Annotated in this window: 14 protein-coding genes; 8 read left to right on the top strand and 6 right to left on the bottom strand. The window is 52.4% G+C overall.

Annotated features, from left to right (window positions below; genetic code table 11):
- The first annotated feature begins 120 nt into the window (after positions 1–120).
- Positions 121–3,006, top strand: coding sequence for an ATP-binding protein (locus CRO57_RS22870; RefSeq protein WP_170956221.1), 2,886 nt, complete (start codon positions 121–123; stop codon positions 3,004–3,006).
- Here CRO57_RS22870 and CRO57_RS22865 read toward each other — a convergent pair whose 3' ends face one another.
- A complete protein-coding gene (locus CRO57_RS22865; protein WP_097155846.1) occupies positions 3,007–3,723 on the bottom strand; it encodes a response regulator in 717 nt (238 codons plus the stop codon). It lies immediately after the preceding gene.
- A gap of 149 nt (positions 3,724–3,872) precedes the next feature.
- Between CRO57_RS22865 and CRO57_RS22860 the strand changes: the two genes are divergently transcribed.
- A complete protein-coding gene (locus CRO57_RS22860) occupies positions 3,873–6,539 on the top strand; it encodes a molybdopterin-dependent oxidoreductase (RefSeq protein ID WP_097155845.1) in 2,667 nt (888 codons plus the stop codon).
- Between the two features lie 114 nt (positions 6,540–6,653).
- On the opposite strand, the gene CRO57_RS22855 is transcribed toward CRO57_RS22860, so the two are convergent.
- Both CRO57_RS22855 and CRO57_RS22850 read right to left on the bottom strand, forming a co-directional pair.
- Positions 6,654–7,289: a pyridoxamine 5'-phosphate oxidase family protein gene (locus CRO57_RS22855; RefSeq protein WP_425291296.1), complete on the bottom strand. Its 636-nt coding sequence runs from the start codon at positions 7,287–7,289 to the stop codon at positions 6,654–6,656.
- Positions 7,290–7,303: 14 nt separating this feature from the next.
- Complete coding sequence (locus CRO57_RS22850; protein ID WP_097155843.1) at positions 7,304–7,768, bottom strand: nuclear transport factor 2 family protein; 465 nt, start codon at positions 7,766–7,768, stop codon at positions 7,304–7,306.
- A 132-nt stretch (positions 7,769–7,900) separates the two neighbouring features.
- Between CRO57_RS22850 and CRO57_RS22845 the strand changes: the two genes are divergently transcribed.
- The gene (locus CRO57_RS22845; protein ID WP_097155842.1) at positions 7,901–8,806 is read left to right on the top strand and encodes a LysR family transcriptional regulator; all 906 of its coding nucleotides are present in this window, start codon (positions 7,901–7,903) and stop codon (positions 8,804–8,806) included.
- 9 nt (positions 8,807–8,815) lie between these two features.
- Here the strand turns inward: CRO57_RS22845 and CRO57_RS22840 are convergent, their stop codons facing one another.
- Positions 8,816–9,805, bottom strand: a complete 990-nt coding sequence (locus CRO57_RS22840; RefSeq protein ID WP_097155841.1) for a GlxA family transcriptional regulator — start codon at positions 9,803–9,805, stop codon at positions 8,816–8,818.
- Between the two features lie 111 nt (positions 9,806–9,916).
- On the opposite strand from CRO57_RS22840, the gene CRO57_RS22835 reads away from it, so the two are divergent.
- Complete coding sequence (locus CRO57_RS22835) at positions 9,917–11,092, top strand: MFS transporter (RefSeq protein WP_097155840.1); 1,176 nt, start codon at positions 9,917–9,919, stop codon at positions 11,090–11,092.
- Between the two features lie 69 nt (positions 11,093–11,161).
- Here CRO57_RS22835 and CRO57_RS22830 read toward each other — a convergent pair whose 3' ends face one another.
- Complete coding sequence (locus CRO57_RS22830) at positions 11,162–12,337, bottom strand: phytanoyl-CoA dioxygenase family protein (protein ID WP_097155839.1); 1,176 nt, start codon at positions 12,335–12,337, stop codon at positions 11,162–11,164.
- A 93-nt stretch (positions 12,338–12,430) separates the two neighbouring features.
- On the opposite strand from CRO57_RS22830, the gene CRO57_RS22825 reads away from it, so the two are divergent.
- From CRO57_RS22825 to CRO57_RS22810, 4 genes are all read left to right on the top strand, one after another.
- Positions 12,431–13,468 (top strand): LacI family DNA-binding transcriptional regulator, encoded by a 1,038-nt coding sequence (locus CRO57_RS22825; protein WP_097155838.1) that lies wholly within the window; start codon positions 12,431–12,433, stop codon positions 13,466–13,468.
- Between the two features lie 88 nt (positions 13,469–13,556).
- The gene (msrB, locus tag CRO57_RS22820) at positions 13,557–14,000 is read left to right on the top strand and encodes a peptide-methionine (R)-S-oxide reductase MsrB (RefSeq protein WP_097155837.1); all 444 of its coding nucleotides are present in this window, start codon (positions 13,557–13,559) and stop codon (positions 13,998–14,000) included.
- 97 nt (positions 14,001–14,097) lie between these two features.
- On the top strand, positions 14,098–14,592 hold the full coding sequence (locus CRO57_RS22815; RefSeq protein ID WP_097155836.1) for a peptide-methionine (S)-S-oxide reductase: 495 nt from the start codon (positions 14,098–14,100) through the stop codon (positions 14,590–14,592).
- Positions 14,592–15,842: a cation:proton antiporter gene (locus tag CRO57_RS22810; RefSeq protein ID WP_210200985.1), complete on the top strand. Its 1,251-nt coding sequence runs from the start codon at positions 14,592–14,594 to the stop codon at positions 15,840–15,842. The genes CRO57_RS22815 and CRO57_RS22810 overlap by 1 nt, the downstream gene beginning before the upstream one ends.
- Before the next feature lie 29 nt (positions 15,843–15,871).
- On the opposite strand, the gene CRO57_RS22805 is transcribed toward CRO57_RS22810, so the two are convergent.
- Complete coding sequence (locus CRO57_RS22805; protein WP_244580189.1) at positions 15,872–16,147, bottom strand: WGR domain-containing protein; 276 nt, start codon at positions 16,145–16,147, stop codon at positions 15,872–15,874.
- Positions 16,148–16,297: the final 150 nt, after the last annotated feature.

Below are 16,297 nucleotides of genomic sequence, written 5' to 3'. Positions count from 1 at the left end.
AAGTCAGCAGCAATGCTATGAAGGATAGTGACGAGCATTGCCAATATGGCGAGCATGGTGACCATGGCCCAGTGGCGCATTTGGTTTTCACGTTTCAGCATCTTGTTTCAGGAGCCCGGGGTGAGATTTGATCGACAGATAAAACTGACTTTCTCGACGCTGGCTGGGCTCTCCCTTGTTACGGCGGTCCTTGCTTTTGGCAGCATACTCTATTTGAACCAGAGTTATCGAACCTTGATTGAGAGCAATTCGCCCTTGATTGCCTCAACTTCCTCTCTTTCGGTTTCGCTGGAGCAAGTGGCACAACTATCCCGGGATTTCTCTCTTGCCCGTTCGGAGACCGAAGTCCTCGGCCTTGGACGAAAACTGAACCGAGAAGTCAATCAGGTCCGTCAGGAATTGCTTGCTCTGTCAGAACAGGACAATGCCCATCTTTCCATCTCTGATATTCAATCGGCAGCCGATATTCTGATCAAGGAGACCGAGACCCTGATGGGGCTGTCCGAGACGATTGCCAAGACCGATGATCAGCTGCGTGATCTAAGCAACGATAGCTTGCAAGCACTGGATCATTTGCGCGGAGTTGGTGACAATCTGGTCTCCAATGCGCGCGTTGCCCTGTCGTTGAACATGACCTCGCTCTATCAGCCGCAAAGCGATGAGAAGAAGACGGAAAGCTTGGACAAGCTGGTCGATGAGGATTTCTTTTTGCTGGAACGGATGGGAGAGTTTCGCCAGTCGGCCATTGATCTCTCCGGTCTGATCCAGAACCTTCTTCGCATCAAGGGTCAGAATGAAATCGAGCGCTTTCTTCCTGAGATCAGAAATCAATTGGATCGCATGAAAGTCCGCATTCCGCTTATTCAGGATGTGGACTGGGCAGTGCAGGTGAATGAGCGCTTTGCAAAGCTTCAAACCATTCTGGATGATGAGGGCTTTCCGGCCACCTATGAAAAGTTGTTTTCTCTTCGTCAGGATGCTTTGGATGCCAGCAAGTCCATTTCGATCAATTCTCTTTCGCTCTCGCGCAAACTCAGTCAGCTTATCGTACAGAGCCAGGAAGCGACCGAGAGACGGCAGACATCGGTTAGTGACCGCCTCAAATGGACACTCTTTGGTTTCCTGCTTTTGAGCCTTGGTGTCATTGGCGGAGCGGGTATCACTTTGACCTTTGCCAATCAGCGTATCGTGGCCCGCCTTCGTGATATCGCCTCCGGCATCGTAGCCTTGGCGCGCAATGATTTTTCTCGCAAGATTCGTCGTCGTTCTGGCGATGATTTGGGACGCCTTGAGCGTGCTGTTGAGATTTTGAATGGCAAGGTGAAGCATAATCACAGCCTGAAGTTGGAATTGCAAGCCAGCAAGCGCGAGTTGGAAGACAAGGTCGAAGAGCGGACCCGGCAGTTTCTTGAACAGGCGCGTGAAAGTGATCATGCCCGTGCCCATGCAGAAGAAGCCACGCGGTCTAAATCGGAATTTCTGGCCATGATGAGCCATGAGATCCGCACGCCTTTGAACGGCGTCATCGGCATGTTGCGGCTTCTGGAAGAAGAAGTCGATAAAACTGCTGGCAAACGCTTGAAGATGGTGCGTCAGTCAGCGCAGGATTTGCTCGATATTGCCAATGATCTGCTGGACTATGAGCGCTTTGGGCAATCGCGGGTCAATCTCAATCTGATCCATTTCGATATCAGGGCTTTTATCGAACAAGTGGTATCACTGGCCGGGGCTGATGCGCAAGAAAAGCATCTGTCGATGGACGTGTCCGTCTCGCCTCTGGTGCCGGATATCCTGCTGGGCGATGCCTCCAAATTGCGGCAAATCCTGATCAATCTGCTTTCCAACGCAGTGAAATATACCGAAGAAGGTGGCGTTCATCTATTTGTTGATATGCGTTATACCGATGACGGGCGGGACCTGCTGGTGATTTTCCGTGTTGAGGATAGCGGCATTGGCATTGCCAGCGATCAGTTGGAGCATATCTTTGATGCCTATGAGCACAGCCCGGAAGCCCACAAAGGCAAACGCTATAGTGCCGGACTTGGTCTGACAGTTTGTCGCCGTTTGACCGAATTGCTCTCTGGCATTCTGACGGTGGAAAGCGAGCCGGGCGAAGGCTCTTCTTTCCAGCTTATCGTGCCGATGCAGTTGGGTGAGGTCAGCGAAATCCAGTCAGCACAGCCGGAGGATCGTGGATATGCTCTGGATCTGAATATCTTGTTGGTCGAGGATCATTCGGTCAGCCGTCTGGTAGCCAAAAGCTATCTGGAGCATATGCAATGTGATGTGGTGGAAGCAGCAGACGGAATGAGTGCCCTGAAAGCGTTTGAGAAAGGTTCCTTTGATGCGGTTCTTATGGATCTGGATTTGCCCGACTGGACAGGTGTGGAGACCACAAAACGGATGATCCAGAAGGCTAGTGAGGCTGGATCAGAGCAGGATTTGCCACGCTTTGTTGCCGTCACCGCCCATGAAATGCGGGACATGGATGCCCTGCAACAGGCCGGGATTTCCCACTTTGTTCAAAAGCCCATCGCGCCTTCCGATCTGGTCGCCGCTCTCCAGGACCTCGCAGAGGCGGGAGATGTGATGCTGCCAGATGCGGAAGCAATGGAAGTCACGGAACAGGGCGCTTCGCAAAGGGATGATATCCGACGGCGTCTGGAAGAAGATATGCGTTACATGGGCGCGGATAATGTTGCGGCAATCCTCTCAGAATTTCTGGCAAAAACCCCGGATGATCTGACCCACCTCATTGCCGCTATGGAGCAACAAGAAGATCTTGCTCAAGTGGCGCATCTGGCTCATCGCTTGCGCGGATCTCTGTCCAATTTTGCCTTGAGTGAAGCGATGGGTCTATTGGCCTGGCTGGAAGATCAGGCCAAGGCAGGTGAGTTGGATTTATCACAGGCAGATGAATTGACGAAGCTGTTGGAGGTCGCTTTGCAGGATCTGATGGAAGTGGCGCAAGAGCTGGGATTGCACATCAATGAAGCCGGCGACTGATCAGCCAGCATCATCAGTGATGAAGATGTAGCCTTCGCCATGAACCGTGATGATGAAATCAGGTTGTCCGGGATCCGGCTCGATCTTCTTTCTGATCCGTCCCACCAAAACATCAATGGTGCGAGTGTCTGAGACAAATTGGCGATGAGTGACCATTTGCAACAGACGCGATCTTGACAAGACTTGTCCCGGATGAGTGACAAAAGCTTTCAGCAATTCATATTCGCCGCGGGTCAAGGCGACAGTTTTGCCTTCAGAATTCATGAGACGGCGACGGGCACTGTCAAAGCTCCAATGGCCTATCTGTGTACTGGGAGGTGACTGTTGGGATTGTGCCCTGCGGCACAGTGCTACGCGATAGAGGGTGATCTTGACCCGTGCCAGCAATTCGCGCGGATCAAAGGGTTTGGTCACATAATCATCCGCCCCCATTTCAAGGCCGATGATCCGATCCACTTGATCAGCACGACTGGTCAGCAGGATGATGCCAACGTCCGAGCGAGTACGCTGTTCGCGGGTGATCTGCAAACCGTCCTTGCCATCGAGATTGATATCGACCAGCAAAAGATCAGGCTCCACTCGCTCGACAAGTCTTTCCATCTGCTCGGCATCCGCGGCCTCACTGACCTGGTAATTCTGCTCGCGCAATAACGCCCCGAGGCGCTTGCGGGTGACAAGGTCGTCTTCGACAACAATGATATGAGGGTTATCGGTCATGGCATCACTTTAGGAGAAAGCGGGGCGAGAAAATAGGGCCATTTACATCTTGTTACAATTTTGAACGTCCTGTTTAGATGTCATGTGAGACCTGTTCAAAGCAATTTGAGACACTTTGGGAGAATTGACTTACATCCTTGGAGGATCAAATGACCGGCTTCAATACAGATCGTCGTACCTTTCTAAAAGGCGGTATGGCTCTTTTCGCATCCAGTTTGCTCAGCGGTTCTGCGCTGGCTGCCATCGATCCGAACTCCTTTGCCAAACGTGTGTTCCATGCAACCCATTTCGGCCCTTTTGAAGGCGTGGTCAAGGATGGCAAGCTGGTTGGCATCAACAACATGATGGAGCTGGATGCTCGTCCGACCGAGATGCTCAATTATGGTGTGATTGATCGCACCTATGACAAGACCCGCATCAATTATCCGATGGTGCGCAAATCCTATCTTGAAGGCTGGAAAACTGGCGAGATCAAACCTGAATTGCGCGGCAACGAAGAATGGGTTCGCGTCGATTGGGATACCGCTTGGAAACTGGCTGCCAAAGCTTTGCTGGATACCGCTAGCAACCATGGCAACGAAGCCATCTTCAGCTCATCTTATGGTGGCTGGTCCAATGCTGGCGTCTTCCGTCCAAACGTTTTGCAAGGTCGTCTGCTGAACCTGATGGGTGGCTGCACCAATACCCAAGGTGACTGGTCCGCCGGCGCATCTCAGGTTTCCCTGCCGCATATTATCGGTGATATGGAAGTCTATTCCGCGCAGTCTGCCTGGGAGACCATTCGCGATCATACCGAAGTGTTCGTTCTGGTCGGTTGCGATCCGATCAAAAATAACCGCGTTGAATATCGTGTGGCCGACCATGGCATGTATTCCCATTGGGAAGACATTCGCGATGCTGGCGTGAAATTCATTTCCATCAACCCGCAGCGCACCGCGACCGATGATTACATGAATTCCGATTGGGTGCGGATTGTCCCCAATACCGACGTCGCCCTGTTCCTGGCCATGGCTTATCATGTGCTGGAAAACGGCCTCGAAGACAAAGCCTATATGGACAAATATACCGTCGGTGCGGACAAATGGATTGCCTATGTGAAGGGCGAGACCGACGGCACTCCAAAAACACCTGCTTGGGCTGCCAAGGTCACTGGTATTGATGAAGCCAAGATCAAGGAACTGGCCGAACTGCTTGCCAAGTCCCGTACAGAGATTGCTGGTGCCTGGTCCCTGCAACGGGCGCAGCATGGTGAAATGACCCATTGGGCAATCATCAACTTCTCTGCTCTGACCGGCAAAATCGGCAAGCCCGGCCAAGGCGTCGGCTTCAGCTGGCATTATGGTAACGGCGGCATGCCACAGGGTGGCAATGCAACACCGGTTGGCATGAGCCAGGGTCGGAACTGGGTCAAAGGCGTTTGCCCCGCGTCCCGTATCACCGAGATGCTGGAAAATCCGGGCAAGGAAGTCTTTTATAATGGCTCAACCCACACCTATCCGGACGTCAAAGTCATCTTCAATGCTGGTAACAACTTCATGTCTCACCAGCAAGATACCAACCGCCTGATCCGTGCGCTCAACAAGGTTGAGACCATTGTCAGTGTCGATGTCTGGTGGACCGCAGCGACCCGTTGGGCCGATATTGTTCTGCCTGCCGCTTCTACTCTGGAACAGGATGATATCACCTCTGGTGGTACCTATTCCAATGACCGCGTCTATGCGATGAAGAAGATGATCGAACCGCTTGGTGAGAGCCTGCCGGATTACGAGATCTTCGAAGGTCTGGCCGACAAGATGGGCCTGTGGGCGCAGTTCACGGATAGCGAAGACAAGATGTATCACATCAAGCTGGCCTATGAAAAATCCTCTGCTGCCAAGGAAACTCCATTCGAGGAATTCTGGGAAAAAGGTTATGCCCGCATGCCGGTTCCAGAAGCTGCCCGCAAATGGGTTCGCCATGGAGCTTTCTATGAAGATCCAAAAGCCAATCCGCTGCATACCGCATCCGGCAAGATCGAAATGTTCTGTGAAGATATCGGCAACATGAAGATCGATGACTGCCCAGGCATGCCAATGTGGATGGAAAAACACGAATATCTTGGCAATGCCAAGCCGGGCCAATTGCATGTCGTCTCCCCGCATCCTTGGTTCCGCCTGCATAGCCAGATGGATCAGTCAAAGAGCCTGCGCGATATCTATAAAGTGCAGGGTCGAGAGCCGGTTCGCATCAACAGCGAAGATGCTGCATCCCGTGGCATCGAAGATGGTGATCTGGTCGAGCTTTACAACAAGCGCGGTACGGTCATTGCCGGTGCTGTCGTCTCTGACGACATCATGCCAGGTGTGGTGTCCATCTATGAAGGTTGCTGGCCACAATTGGATAGCAAGGGCCGCTGTAACTCAGGTCTGATCAACTTTGTGACTTCTACCCAGCGTTCTTCTGGTCTGTCAGAAGCAACAACCGCCAATACGGTTCTGGTTGAAATGCGCAAATGCACCGATCCGGAAGGTCCGAACAAGGCTTATGACAAACCACCAATCATTGAAGATGCAACTCTGCCGGAAATCTCCGATGAAGATATGGGCCTTGAACGACTGGAAGCTCTGACTGCAGCTCTCTATGCCGATATGGGGCCGGGTGAGAAGATTTTCTACGAGCGTTGCACGGTTTGCCATGCTCCACGCGAAGTCTCCCACTTCACCAAGCAACAATGGAAAGGAATTACCCCATCCATGTTCCCACGCGCAGGTCTTGATGAAGGCGAGTCCAAGTTGGTCATGGACTTCCTGATGAAAAATGCAAAGGACGCCCATTGATTTTCATCTCGCAGATGCATCCCGTAATGGGGTCAACATTACTGAGTCAGGGATGTATCTGCCCCTAACCTTCAAGTCCCCGCACCTAAAGTGGTGAGCCAGCCTGGCCGGATATCAAGTCCCCCGATATCCGGCCAGGCTATTTTTGTCTTGTAGCGCTTCCAGTTGTGTTTCCAGTTCCTGGATGCGTTCCTCTTTTTCATGCAAGGCGGCGCGCACGTCATCACCCTCGAAGCGTTGCGGGATATGCTGGGGGCAGTTGCGATCCCAGGCAAGGATGCGAAAGGTAATCACCTGCTCCGGCCGGATCAGATTGGTTTCGGTCCCCTTAAGCAGCTTGTCCATGAGGTCCGCATCCTCTTCAATGACCTTGGCTTCTCCCCAGATTTTGATACGGCTTTGATTCTGATAATCGATCAGGAACAAGAAGGCCTTGGCATTGTCTGCCAAATTGCCCTGACTGATGAATTGCTGATTGCCTTTATAATCGACAAAGCCGAGGGTCTTGTTGTCCAGAACCTTGATGAAGCCGGGCTGTCCACCGCGATGCTGAATATAGGGCTGGCCCTCTTCATTGGCAGTGGCAAAAAAGACGCTGCGCTGCTGGGCGATATAATTGGCCAGCATGGGAGTAATCTCCGTCGCCCAGCTGCCATTTTCCTCCATACGAGAATAGAGAAACCGTGAGCCCTTGCGCGACTGGATGGATTTCACGCGGTCAGTGAAGGCGATATCGCTGGAATAATCCATATCCATCTCTCCTTCTACAAACCGAGATCACTGAGACCCGGATGATCGTCGGGACGGCGGCCTTGTGGCCAATGGAACAGGCGCTCTTCTTCCTTGATGGGCAGATCATTGATGCTGGCATAGCGCTCTTTCATCAGGCCATCTTCATCAAAGACCCAATTCTCATTGCCGTAAGAGCGGAACCAGTTGCCGCTATCATCGCGCCATTCATAGGCATAGCGCACCGCAATGCGATTATCCTTGAAGGCGAAGAGCTCCTTGATCAGACGATAGTCATTTTCCTTTTTCCATTTCTCCCGCAGGAAGGCTTCGGCCTCTGCACGATTGGCGACGAAATGCGAGCGATTGCGCCATTTGGTATCGGGAGAATAGGCAAGGGCCACTTTTTCCGCGTCACGACCATTCCAGCCATCTTCGGCCAGACGAACCTTTTGGCGGGCGGTTTCTTCATCAAAGGGTGGGAGAGGAGGACGAGACATAGGATTTTCCTGTGTTTGCAAGATATGCCTTGTAATTTACTCTTCTTGTTGAAAATAATAATTGGAGAGAAATTGAAGTATCTATTTCAAAATATGAAATAATGATCTGTAGTTAGGAATTGTAGGAGCATCATGGACAAGCTTGATGGCATGCGGGTTTTCGTGCAAGTAGCGGAGCAACAAAGTTTCGTGGCCGCCAGCAAGGTCTTGGGGCTTTCGGCTCCGATGGTGACGCGGTCTGTTGCTTTGCTGGAGCAATCCTTGGGCGTCAAGCTCTTCAACCGTACAACGCGCCATGTCAGACTGACCGAAGCCGGGCGGCATTTCCTGCTTGATGCCAAACGCATCCTGGACGATCTGGAACAGGCCGAGGCCGCTGCATCCGGTCTTTATTCGACCCCGAAAGGCTCGCTTTCCATCACCGCTCCGGTTCTGTTTGGCCAGAAACATGTCATGCCAATCCTGACGGATTTTCTGATGCACTATCCCGATGTCGAGGTCAGGGCGCAATTGCATGACCGGGTGGTAAATTTGCTGGATGAAGGTCTGGATGTTGCTGTCCGTATCGGACATTTGAAGGATTCCGGCCTCTATGCCATTCCTGTTGGCAATGTGAATGTTGTGGTTTGCGGAGCACCATCCTATTTTGAAGCCAATGGCATGCCGCAAAAGCCGGAAGATCTGGTCGAGCATGAAATCATCCAGCCTTCCAGCGTAGAGACGTCAGCCATTTGGCAGTTTGAGACAAGCAAGGGAAGGAAGAGCATTAAGCTGAAACCTCGCCTTTCTTGCAATCAGAATGCAGGGGCGATTGCTGCGGCAAAGCAAGGCTTTGGCATCACCAGATTGCTCTCCTATCAGGTGGGGGAGGAATTCCAGGATGGTTCCTTGCTAAGGATCTTGCAGGATTATGAGTTGGAGCCTTATCCGGTCAATATCGTGCACCTGGAAGGTCGTCGGGCCAATGCCAAGGTGAGATCCTTCATCGATCTGGCGGTCGATCACCTACGTGCCAACCCCTTCATCAATCATCGTTAGGATCAGAAACTATATCTGTTCCGGCCTCGCAAAATGTTTCTCGAATATTGTGGGGCTGGTGCCAAGCTGGCGCTGAAAGGCGCGCTGCATTTGCTGACTATCGCGAAAGCCACAAAGACCCATCACCTTGCCAAGCGGGATGCCGGCATGGATGGCATCGCTGGCCTTCTTTACCCGCACCCGCTCCAGAAACTGTACAGGTGGGCAGCCGAGATGTCTTGCGCTTTGCCGAGACAGGGTGCGTGGGGTGAGACCGGCAAAGTCGGACATGCTTTCAAGGCTCCAGTCTTTTTGTGGATCCTGTATCAAGGCCGTGATCAGCTTCTGCAAGGTGCCATTTTCGCAATATTGCGCTTCCAATAGATCGGCGAACTGGCTTTGTCCACCCGCTCGCTGCACATAGACCACCAATTGCCGCGCGACCTTGAGCGCCGTTTCTGCCCCATGATCCTGCCGAACGATGGCAAGACAAAGATCAATGCCCGAGGTTACACCTGCTGACGTCATCAAGGTCGGGGATTGGTGATAGAGCTGATCAATTTGCCAATCGACTTGCGGGAAACTGGCTTTGGCTTGGCTCCTGCGCGACCAATGGGTCGTGGCGGTCTGTCCATCCAAAATACCAGCATCCGCCAGGAGCAAAGCCCCGGAGCAAATGGATATGACCCGCCCACGCGGACGGCTCATCCGCCATTTGGTAATCAGTGTCTGAAGCTTTGGATTGCCCATCTGAGCGTCCACTCCATTGCCGCCTGGGATCAGCAGATCATCTGCGCCACTTTCAAGGCTCGCTATCCCATCAGGCAATATGGTCAAGCCCGCGGTGCTGCGTAACGGCTCGCCATCCAGTGTAACGGTGCGCAGGCGATAGGCGGCTGGAAGATATTGATTGGTGGTCGCAAAGACCTCCATCGGGCCAGCAATATCCAAACTGTTTGCCTCGTCATAGAGCAGGATATCAATGCTTCTTGGTGATGAATGTGCAGATAAAATGTCCATAATTGATAATAGTATGACATTTTAGACAAAAGCCAAGTCTTTTACCCTGAGTGCCCGACTTAAAAGTCTCTGGGACCAACCCGCTCAAAAGAAAGACGTAAAGGCTTTGCAATGTTCACCCGCAATTTTCTCCTGATCCTGATGGCCAATATCCTTTTGGGAGCAGCCATGCCGCTGCTCATCATTCTGGGAGGCTTTGCAGGTGCGGAATTGGTACCGGGTTCGCTCTTGGTGACCCTTCCTCCAACCGTGCAGACCCTGGCCGGAATTTTGGTGGCCGCGCCCTTGTCCATTTTCATGGGTCGGTTCGGACGGCAGGCGGGTTTTCTGCTCAGCGCTGGCCTTGTCATGGCAGGAGGCGCATCGGGGGCTTTGGCCATGCAGGTCTCCCATTTCGGCTTGCTTTGCCTTGGCCATTTGCTGCTCGGCGCAGCTTTGATCGGCGTGAATTATTTCCGTTTCGCTGCGGCGGAAAGTGTCGAGGAGAAAAAGCGCGCCCGGGCCATGTCCTTCACCTTGGCGTCGGGCTTGGTCGCTGCTCTTTTGGGGCCAGAAATTTTCACCCATACCCGAAATCTGTTGCCGACCTTCCCTTTTGCTGGTGCCTATTGGGCGATTGCTGGCTTGGGGTTGATTGGTCTGCTGCCTGTTCTGGGACTTGGCAAAGAGTTGCGTCAGCGTACTCAATCAACAGGTCAGTCTCAAAAAGGCGCATGGAAAGCGCTCATCCGTCGCCCACAAATCCTCTTTGCTATCGGCGTGGCGGCTTTGTCTCATGCAGTGATGGTGTTCTTGATGACGCCCACCCCACTGGCCATGACGGGATGCGGTTTTGGCGAAGGGCAGGCAGCAGATGTCATTCGCTGGCATGTGGTTGCCATGTTTGCCCCTGGCTTCTTTACCGGTCATCTGATCGAGCGGTTTGGTGCCAAGAGCATTGCCAGCCTGGGGCTTTTGATCTCGCTTGGCTCAGCAGCGGTTGCGGCAAGCGGTCTGGATCTGAGCGATTTTTATATCGTGCTGATTTTACTGGGGCTTGGGTGGAATTTCGGCTTCACCGGTGGCTCGCACCTCCTGCAGGCCAGTGTGACAATGGAGGAAAAGCCTTTGGTGCAAGGAGTGAATGATACACTTATCGCACTTTGCTCTTCCTTGGCCGCGCTCAGTTCCGGTGCAATGGTAGTAAGTGTAGGCTGGACAGCTCTGTCTATTGCCGTCATGCCCGTGATCGTAGTGCTGATGGGCGCATTGATGCTGATTGGACGACGGCATGTGAGCAACGCATGATTGGTTCTCTCGCCACAGATTCTAGACAATCCATCATTTATGGCGAGAGCCCCTCAATTGCCAAGAGCCCTATGGCAATTGACGATTGGCTTGAGCGTCCAAAGCTGCTTCAAACTGTTCAACAGGCATTCCAGCGTCCAAAGCTTCCAGCATCAATTGTTGCTGGGTCTTGGGAGCAAGGCCGCCGATGGGTGGATCGCGATCCAGGTTGGTCGGGAAACTATAGCCTTCCGCACAGCAGGCAACAGAGGCGACGATCTGTTCATCGCTCAAGGTTTGCTTGGCTTTCAAATCCAGAAGGGCCGGATAAAGCGCTTTGCTCATGGCCAGACGATCAATGCTCTCCATGGCTCGGCCAAAGGCAGATGAGACCTGGAACAGGTTCACGAAACGATGGATGTCTGCGCTTCCATTGGCACCCGCTGCGTGCAATAGAGCGGGATTGAAGAAGACGGCGTCCCCCTTTTCGAGCGGCAGTTGAACATATTTTTCTTCAAAATAAGCCCGGAAATCGCCTCGTCTCCATGCCGCATATCCAGCCCGATAGGCTTGCGAGAAGGGCAGCAATTTGGTTGGACCACTCTCCACCGGCATATCGACATGCGCCAGCGCACCCTGCAGGGTCAGCACTGGTGATAGATCATGGACATGGGCAGGATAATATGAGCTGATCTCGGCGGTCTGGAAGCCGAGGTGATAGTCGCGATGGGCTTCCTGTGCGCTGCCGCCCGGATGGACCAGATTGACTTGTGCACTCATTTGATAATTGGGGCCGAGCCATGCCTCGCACACCGAATGAATGGCAGGATTGGCAAAATAGCGGGCAAAGACATCGGGTTCGGCCAGACAGAGCTTTTGCAGGCTGTTCCAGATGCGATCATTGCTGCCAGCAGCTGCGAAGTGATCAGCCTTGCTGCCAGATTCCTCTTTTTCCTGCGCAATAATTTGCTCATAGGCTTTGGTGGCTTGATCAATGGCTTTCAGATCCGTTCCAGCGCCTTTGACGACGATAACACCTGCTGAGAAACGCAAGATATTGGCCCATTCAGCCATCAGGCTGAGACGCTTGGCCGGATCTTGTAAAATGGGGGCGATGGTATCCGCCTGATAGATTGGAATATTCTTCTCGATTGCGCTGGCTGTTGGGGCCTGATCAGCTTCAAGGCTTTGCTCTGTCAGGGCTTTCAAATCATCAAGCTGGCAGTCATCGGCAAAGAAATATGGTGGATTGCTTTGCATGCTCATGTCGGTCTCCCGGATTTCTGATTAGTGCTTTTGCGTAGAGCCTAGCGAAGAAAGGTCTTGTGATCGACGCGATTTTCCATCAATAATCCATCAATGACCCATCGTTTCCCTGTCAAAGAAATTGCCCTTCAATCGGGTACCAGCGTCGCCACCGTGGATCGGGTGTTGCATGGTCGCCAGAATGTCAGCCCACAAACCCGCCGCCGGGTGATGGATGCGCTCAACGAGCTGGAAGGGCAGGAGCAGCAATTGTCCGCCCGCGGTCGTCGGCTCTTCTTTGATTTTCTTGTCGAAGCTCCAAAGCGTTTCAGTTCCGAGATCCGCCAAGCCGTAGAGCGAGAGATCCAGACCACGCGCACCGCCGTGATCCGTCCGCGTTTTCTGTTTCAGGAACAGATGAGCGATGAGCAATGTCTGGCTCATCTGGAGCGCATCATTCAGCGCGGCAGTCATGGTGTTTGCTTGAAGGTGCGCGATCGTCCTGCCATTCATGAAGCCATTGCCGAGTTGGCTGCGAAGAAAATTCCCATTCTGACGCTTTTTACCGATATACCGCAATCCAAGCGTCTGGCTTATCTTGGTATGGACAATGAAAAGGCCGGGAAGATTGCGGCCTATCTGATTTCTCAATCACTGCCCAAGGAAGCATCAAAGGGTAGCGTCTTGCTGACCCGCTCCCATGAGGAGTTTGTCGGTGAAGAAGAAAGGGCGAGAGGCTTTACTGCTGCTATCAAGAGCTTGCGACCCGAGCTGGATCTATTGGATATGAGCGGTGCGGCAGGCTTGCATCAATCTACCATCGAGCAACTTCGTGCGATGCTTCCCGATCAACCGGACATCGTCGCGGTCTATTCCATTGGTGGCGGCAACCGGGCCATCATTGAATGTCTGGATCAGTTTGATATTCATCCTGTTTGTTTTGTGGCGCATGATCTGGACAAGAGCAATCACAGCTTGCTGACACGGGAAAAAATCCAATATGTGCTGCATGACCGCCTTCAAGACGACATGGCCGCTGCCTTTCATCATTTGCTTCGTGCTCATAATCTTTGCCCGGAAATCAGCCCATCGCCCACCGGATCCGAGATTCACATCATCGTTCCAGCGCATGTTTCGGATGGTTTGGGCTGATCACCAACGGTCAACAATGCGTGATGAAATTCACAAATGATTTCAATCGTATTATCCTGCAGGCAACAGAGAATAAACGGAGGCAAGGATGGAATACAAAAAAACGCAGGAAGCTCTCGCTGGCCTGACCCCGGAACAATATCATGTCACCCAGCAAAACGGGACAGAACGCGCCTTCACTGGTGAATATGATAAGCATTTTGAGCCGGGTATCTATGTCGATATAGTCTCCGGGGAACCCCTGTTCGCGTCCTCCGCCAAATTCAATTCAGGTTGTGGTTGGCCTGCTTTCTCAAAACCAATCGACAAGGTCATGGTAACCGAACATCGAGACGCCTCGTTTGGCATGCAGCGGGTCGAAGTGCGCTCAAAGCATGGCGATAGCCATCTTGGTCATGTCTTCCCCGACGGCCCGCAAGATCAAGGTGGACTGCGCTATTGCATCAACTCGGCAAGCCTTCGTTTCGTGCCAAAAGATCAGATGGAAGCAGAAGGCTATGGGGACTATCTCGATCAGGTGGAAGCGGAATAAGGGACTGAACGAGCTGTTTTACAGCATATTCCCGAAAAGTGTGTGCGGTTTTCGGACAAGAATATGCTCTAGTTGATGGTTGATTGAGGAGTGTCGGGTGGTTTTGGTGGGCTTTGGTGGCGGATGTCATTGGTGTACAGAAGCGGTTTTCCAGCCGTTGGTCGGTGTGCGCGCCGTACGTCAGGGCTTCATCAGATCTGATGCACCTTTTGATAGCTGGTCCGAAGCCGTGGAAGTGGAGTTTGATCCTGAACTGATATCACTGCGGGATCTCATCAGCGTGCATCTGGCCACCCATGCCAGTATATCCGAACATAAGATGCGGGGCAAATATCGTAGCGCTGCCTATGTCTTTGATACGGATCAGCAAATGGACTGCGAAAGGATCATTGCGGACATTGGCAGTGAGGCGCAGACTGACTTTATCACGCAAGTCTTGATGCATCGAGGCTTCAAATCGTCTGATGAGCGCTTTCACAATTATTATCAATCAAAGCCCGAAAAACCCTTTTGCCAAGCCTATATCGAGCCCAAACTGGCCAAGCTTCGGACACAATATAAACAACTCCTGCAAGGGGAGCATGACCGATAATGACAATGACCTGGATTTTCCTGATCATTCTATCAGTCTTTGCTGCCTATTCTCTATTCAGCAAATTGATCACGCGCAGCCCTTTGACCCTTCCCATGATCTTCACAGGTCTGGGATTTGCGCTGTCCGATCCGCTTCATACGGTCTTGTCTGAAGACATTATCCTTGAAGGAACCAAAAGTCTGGCCGAAGTCACCCTCATTCTGGTGTTGTTTTCTGACGCCAGCCGTGTGCGGTTTCGAAAATTGATCATGAACTGGCAATATCCAGCGCGCATGCTTGTGATTGGTGTGCCGCTGACAATCGCGCTTGGAACAACAATTGTGCTTTGGCTGAATCCTGAGGCAACTTTCGCGGTTGCATTGCTGGCAGCAGCAGTTCTCACGCCTACCGATGCCGCAATTGCCCAATCTGTGGTAACCAGCCCAGACGTGCCCGACCGATTGGGTCAGACGATCAATGTGGAAAGTGGACTGAATGACGGTTTGGTGCTTCCTTTTGTGCTGACCGGGGCAATGCTTGCCTCCATGTCGTTGGGAGAGGCCCATGCCGATAGTTTGGCGATGGAAGCTTTGAGCGATATTTTCTTGGGTCTGTTTGCTGGGGTGGCAGTTGGCTGGTCTGCGGCCAAGGCCATGGACTGGGTGCAAAATCGTGATTGGATGCAGGAAGCATCAGGAGCGATTGTTTTTCTGGTGACCGCCTTTGCGGCCTATCTGTTCGCGGTGTCCATTCATGGTAATGGCTTTGTCGCTGCTTTTGTCTCGGGAATGGTGTTTGGCAATTCCTATCGCCACAATATCCATTTCATCAGTGAGTTCATGGAAGGGGCAGGGCAGTTGCTGTCCATGGCAGCTTTCCTTGTCTTTGGGGCATTTCTGTTGCCCAACGGCCTGGCGCATGTCAGCATGACCACTTTCATGGTGGCCTTTCTGTTTCTGACCCTTGTTCGCGTGGTGCCGACCTTCCTCGTCCTCACACGAAGTGGATTATCGACAAAAGAAAAACTGTTTCTGGGCTGGTTCGGGCCTCGTGGGCTGGCATCAATCCTTTTCACGCTGTTGATGATGGAGCAGTTTGATTTCCCCGGGGAAGAGGAGCTGTTGGCTTGTGTGTCCTTGACTGTCGGTCTGTCGATCCTGCTTCATGGCCTGACCGCAACACCGCTGGCCAAGCTTATTGGACGCGATGCCAATGATGGGGCCAGTATTGAGAAAAGCGATGGATTGGGACGTGATTTGAAGAAGTAAGCAGCCTTCATCCATTCCTCCAGTACGAGTTAAAGCCTCTGAGGCTGATATCCTTTGCGCTGTTTTTGACGTATGAGAGCCTGCATGGCGGTTTGCGCTTCTCGTCCGTCCGGATAGAAATCTGTCTTGCTCTGTCCGCGCTTGCTGCCAAGCCTGCCCCAATGACGGATCAGCGAAATTTCGCCAAACAGATTGGCTTGCAGCGACAGGCTATAATAGCGCTTTTTGTTTCGCGCTGGATCAATGCATTTCAGATGAATGTCGGGGCAAATCTCAATCATGGTGGGGGCAGTATCACAAGCCATGAATCTCACGTCCAATGAAAGTTTTGAATCAATCATCGCACTCGGATTCACCACTCTGATGGGTGGTTGGAAACTGACCTCTCAGGTGGAAAGTAACTTTTCACTTAACCGAGGCTGGCTGTAAGCGTCGTGACCTCTTTTCGTGGGATG

It is taken from the genome of Cohaesibacter gelatinilyticus (assembly GCF_900215605.1).
GTDB lineage: Bacteria > Pseudomonadota > Alphaproteobacteria > Rhizobiales > Cohaesibacteraceae > Cohaesibacter > Cohaesibacter gelatinilyticus.
The sequence above is the reverse complement of the archived record's forward strand: the minus strand, read 5'-3'. Positions and strand labels throughout refer to the sequence as shown.

Bases quoted from the DNA above. Each gene is read 5' to 3' on its own strand.
- CRO57_RS22865 (WP_097155846.1), bottom strand. From the start codon at position 3,723: ATGACCGATAACCCTCATATCATTGTTGTCGAAGACGACCTTGTCACC.
- CRO57_RS22860 (WP_097155845.1), top strand. From the start codon at position 3,873: ATGACCGGCTTCAATACAGATCGTCGTACCTTTCTAAAAGGCGGTATG.
- CRO57_RS22855 (WP_425291296.1), bottom strand. From the start codon at position 7,289: ATGGATTATTCCAGCGATATCGCCTTCACTGACCGCGTGAAATCCATC.
- CRO57_RS22850 (WP_097155843.1), bottom strand. From the start codon at position 7,768: ATGTCTCGTCCTCCTCTCCCACCCTTTGATGAAGAAACCGCCCGCCAA.
- CRO57_RS22845 (WP_097155842.1), top strand. From the start codon at position 7,901: ATGGACAAGCTTGATGGCATGCGGGTTTTCGTGCAAGTAGCGGAGCAA.
- CRO57_RS22840 (WP_097155841.1), bottom strand. From the start codon at position 9,805: ATGGACATTTTATCTGCACATTCATCACCAAGAAGCATTGATATCCTG.
- CRO57_RS22835 (WP_097155840.1), top strand. From the start codon at position 9,917: ATGTTCACCCGCAATTTTCTCCTGATCCTGATGGCCAATATCCTTTTG.
- CRO57_RS22830 (WP_097155839.1), bottom strand. From the start codon at position 12,337: ATGAGCATGCAAAGCAATCCACCATATTTCTTTGCCGATGACTGCCAG.
- CRO57_RS22825 (WP_097155838.1), top strand. From the start codon at position 12,431: ATGACCCATCGTTTCCCTGTCAAAGAAATTGCCCTTCAATCGGGTACC.
- msrB (WP_097155837.1), top strand. From the start codon at position 13,557: ATGGAATACAAAAAAACGCAGGAAGCTCTCGCTGGCCTGACCCCGGAA.
- CRO57_RS22810 (WP_210200985.1), top strand. From the start codon at position 14,592: ATGACAATGACCTGGATTTTCCTGATCATTCTATCAGTCTTTGCTGCC.
- CRO57_RS22805 (WP_244580189.1), bottom strand. From the start codon at position 16,147: ATGGCTTGTGATACTGCCCCCACCATGATTGAGATTTGCCCCGACATT.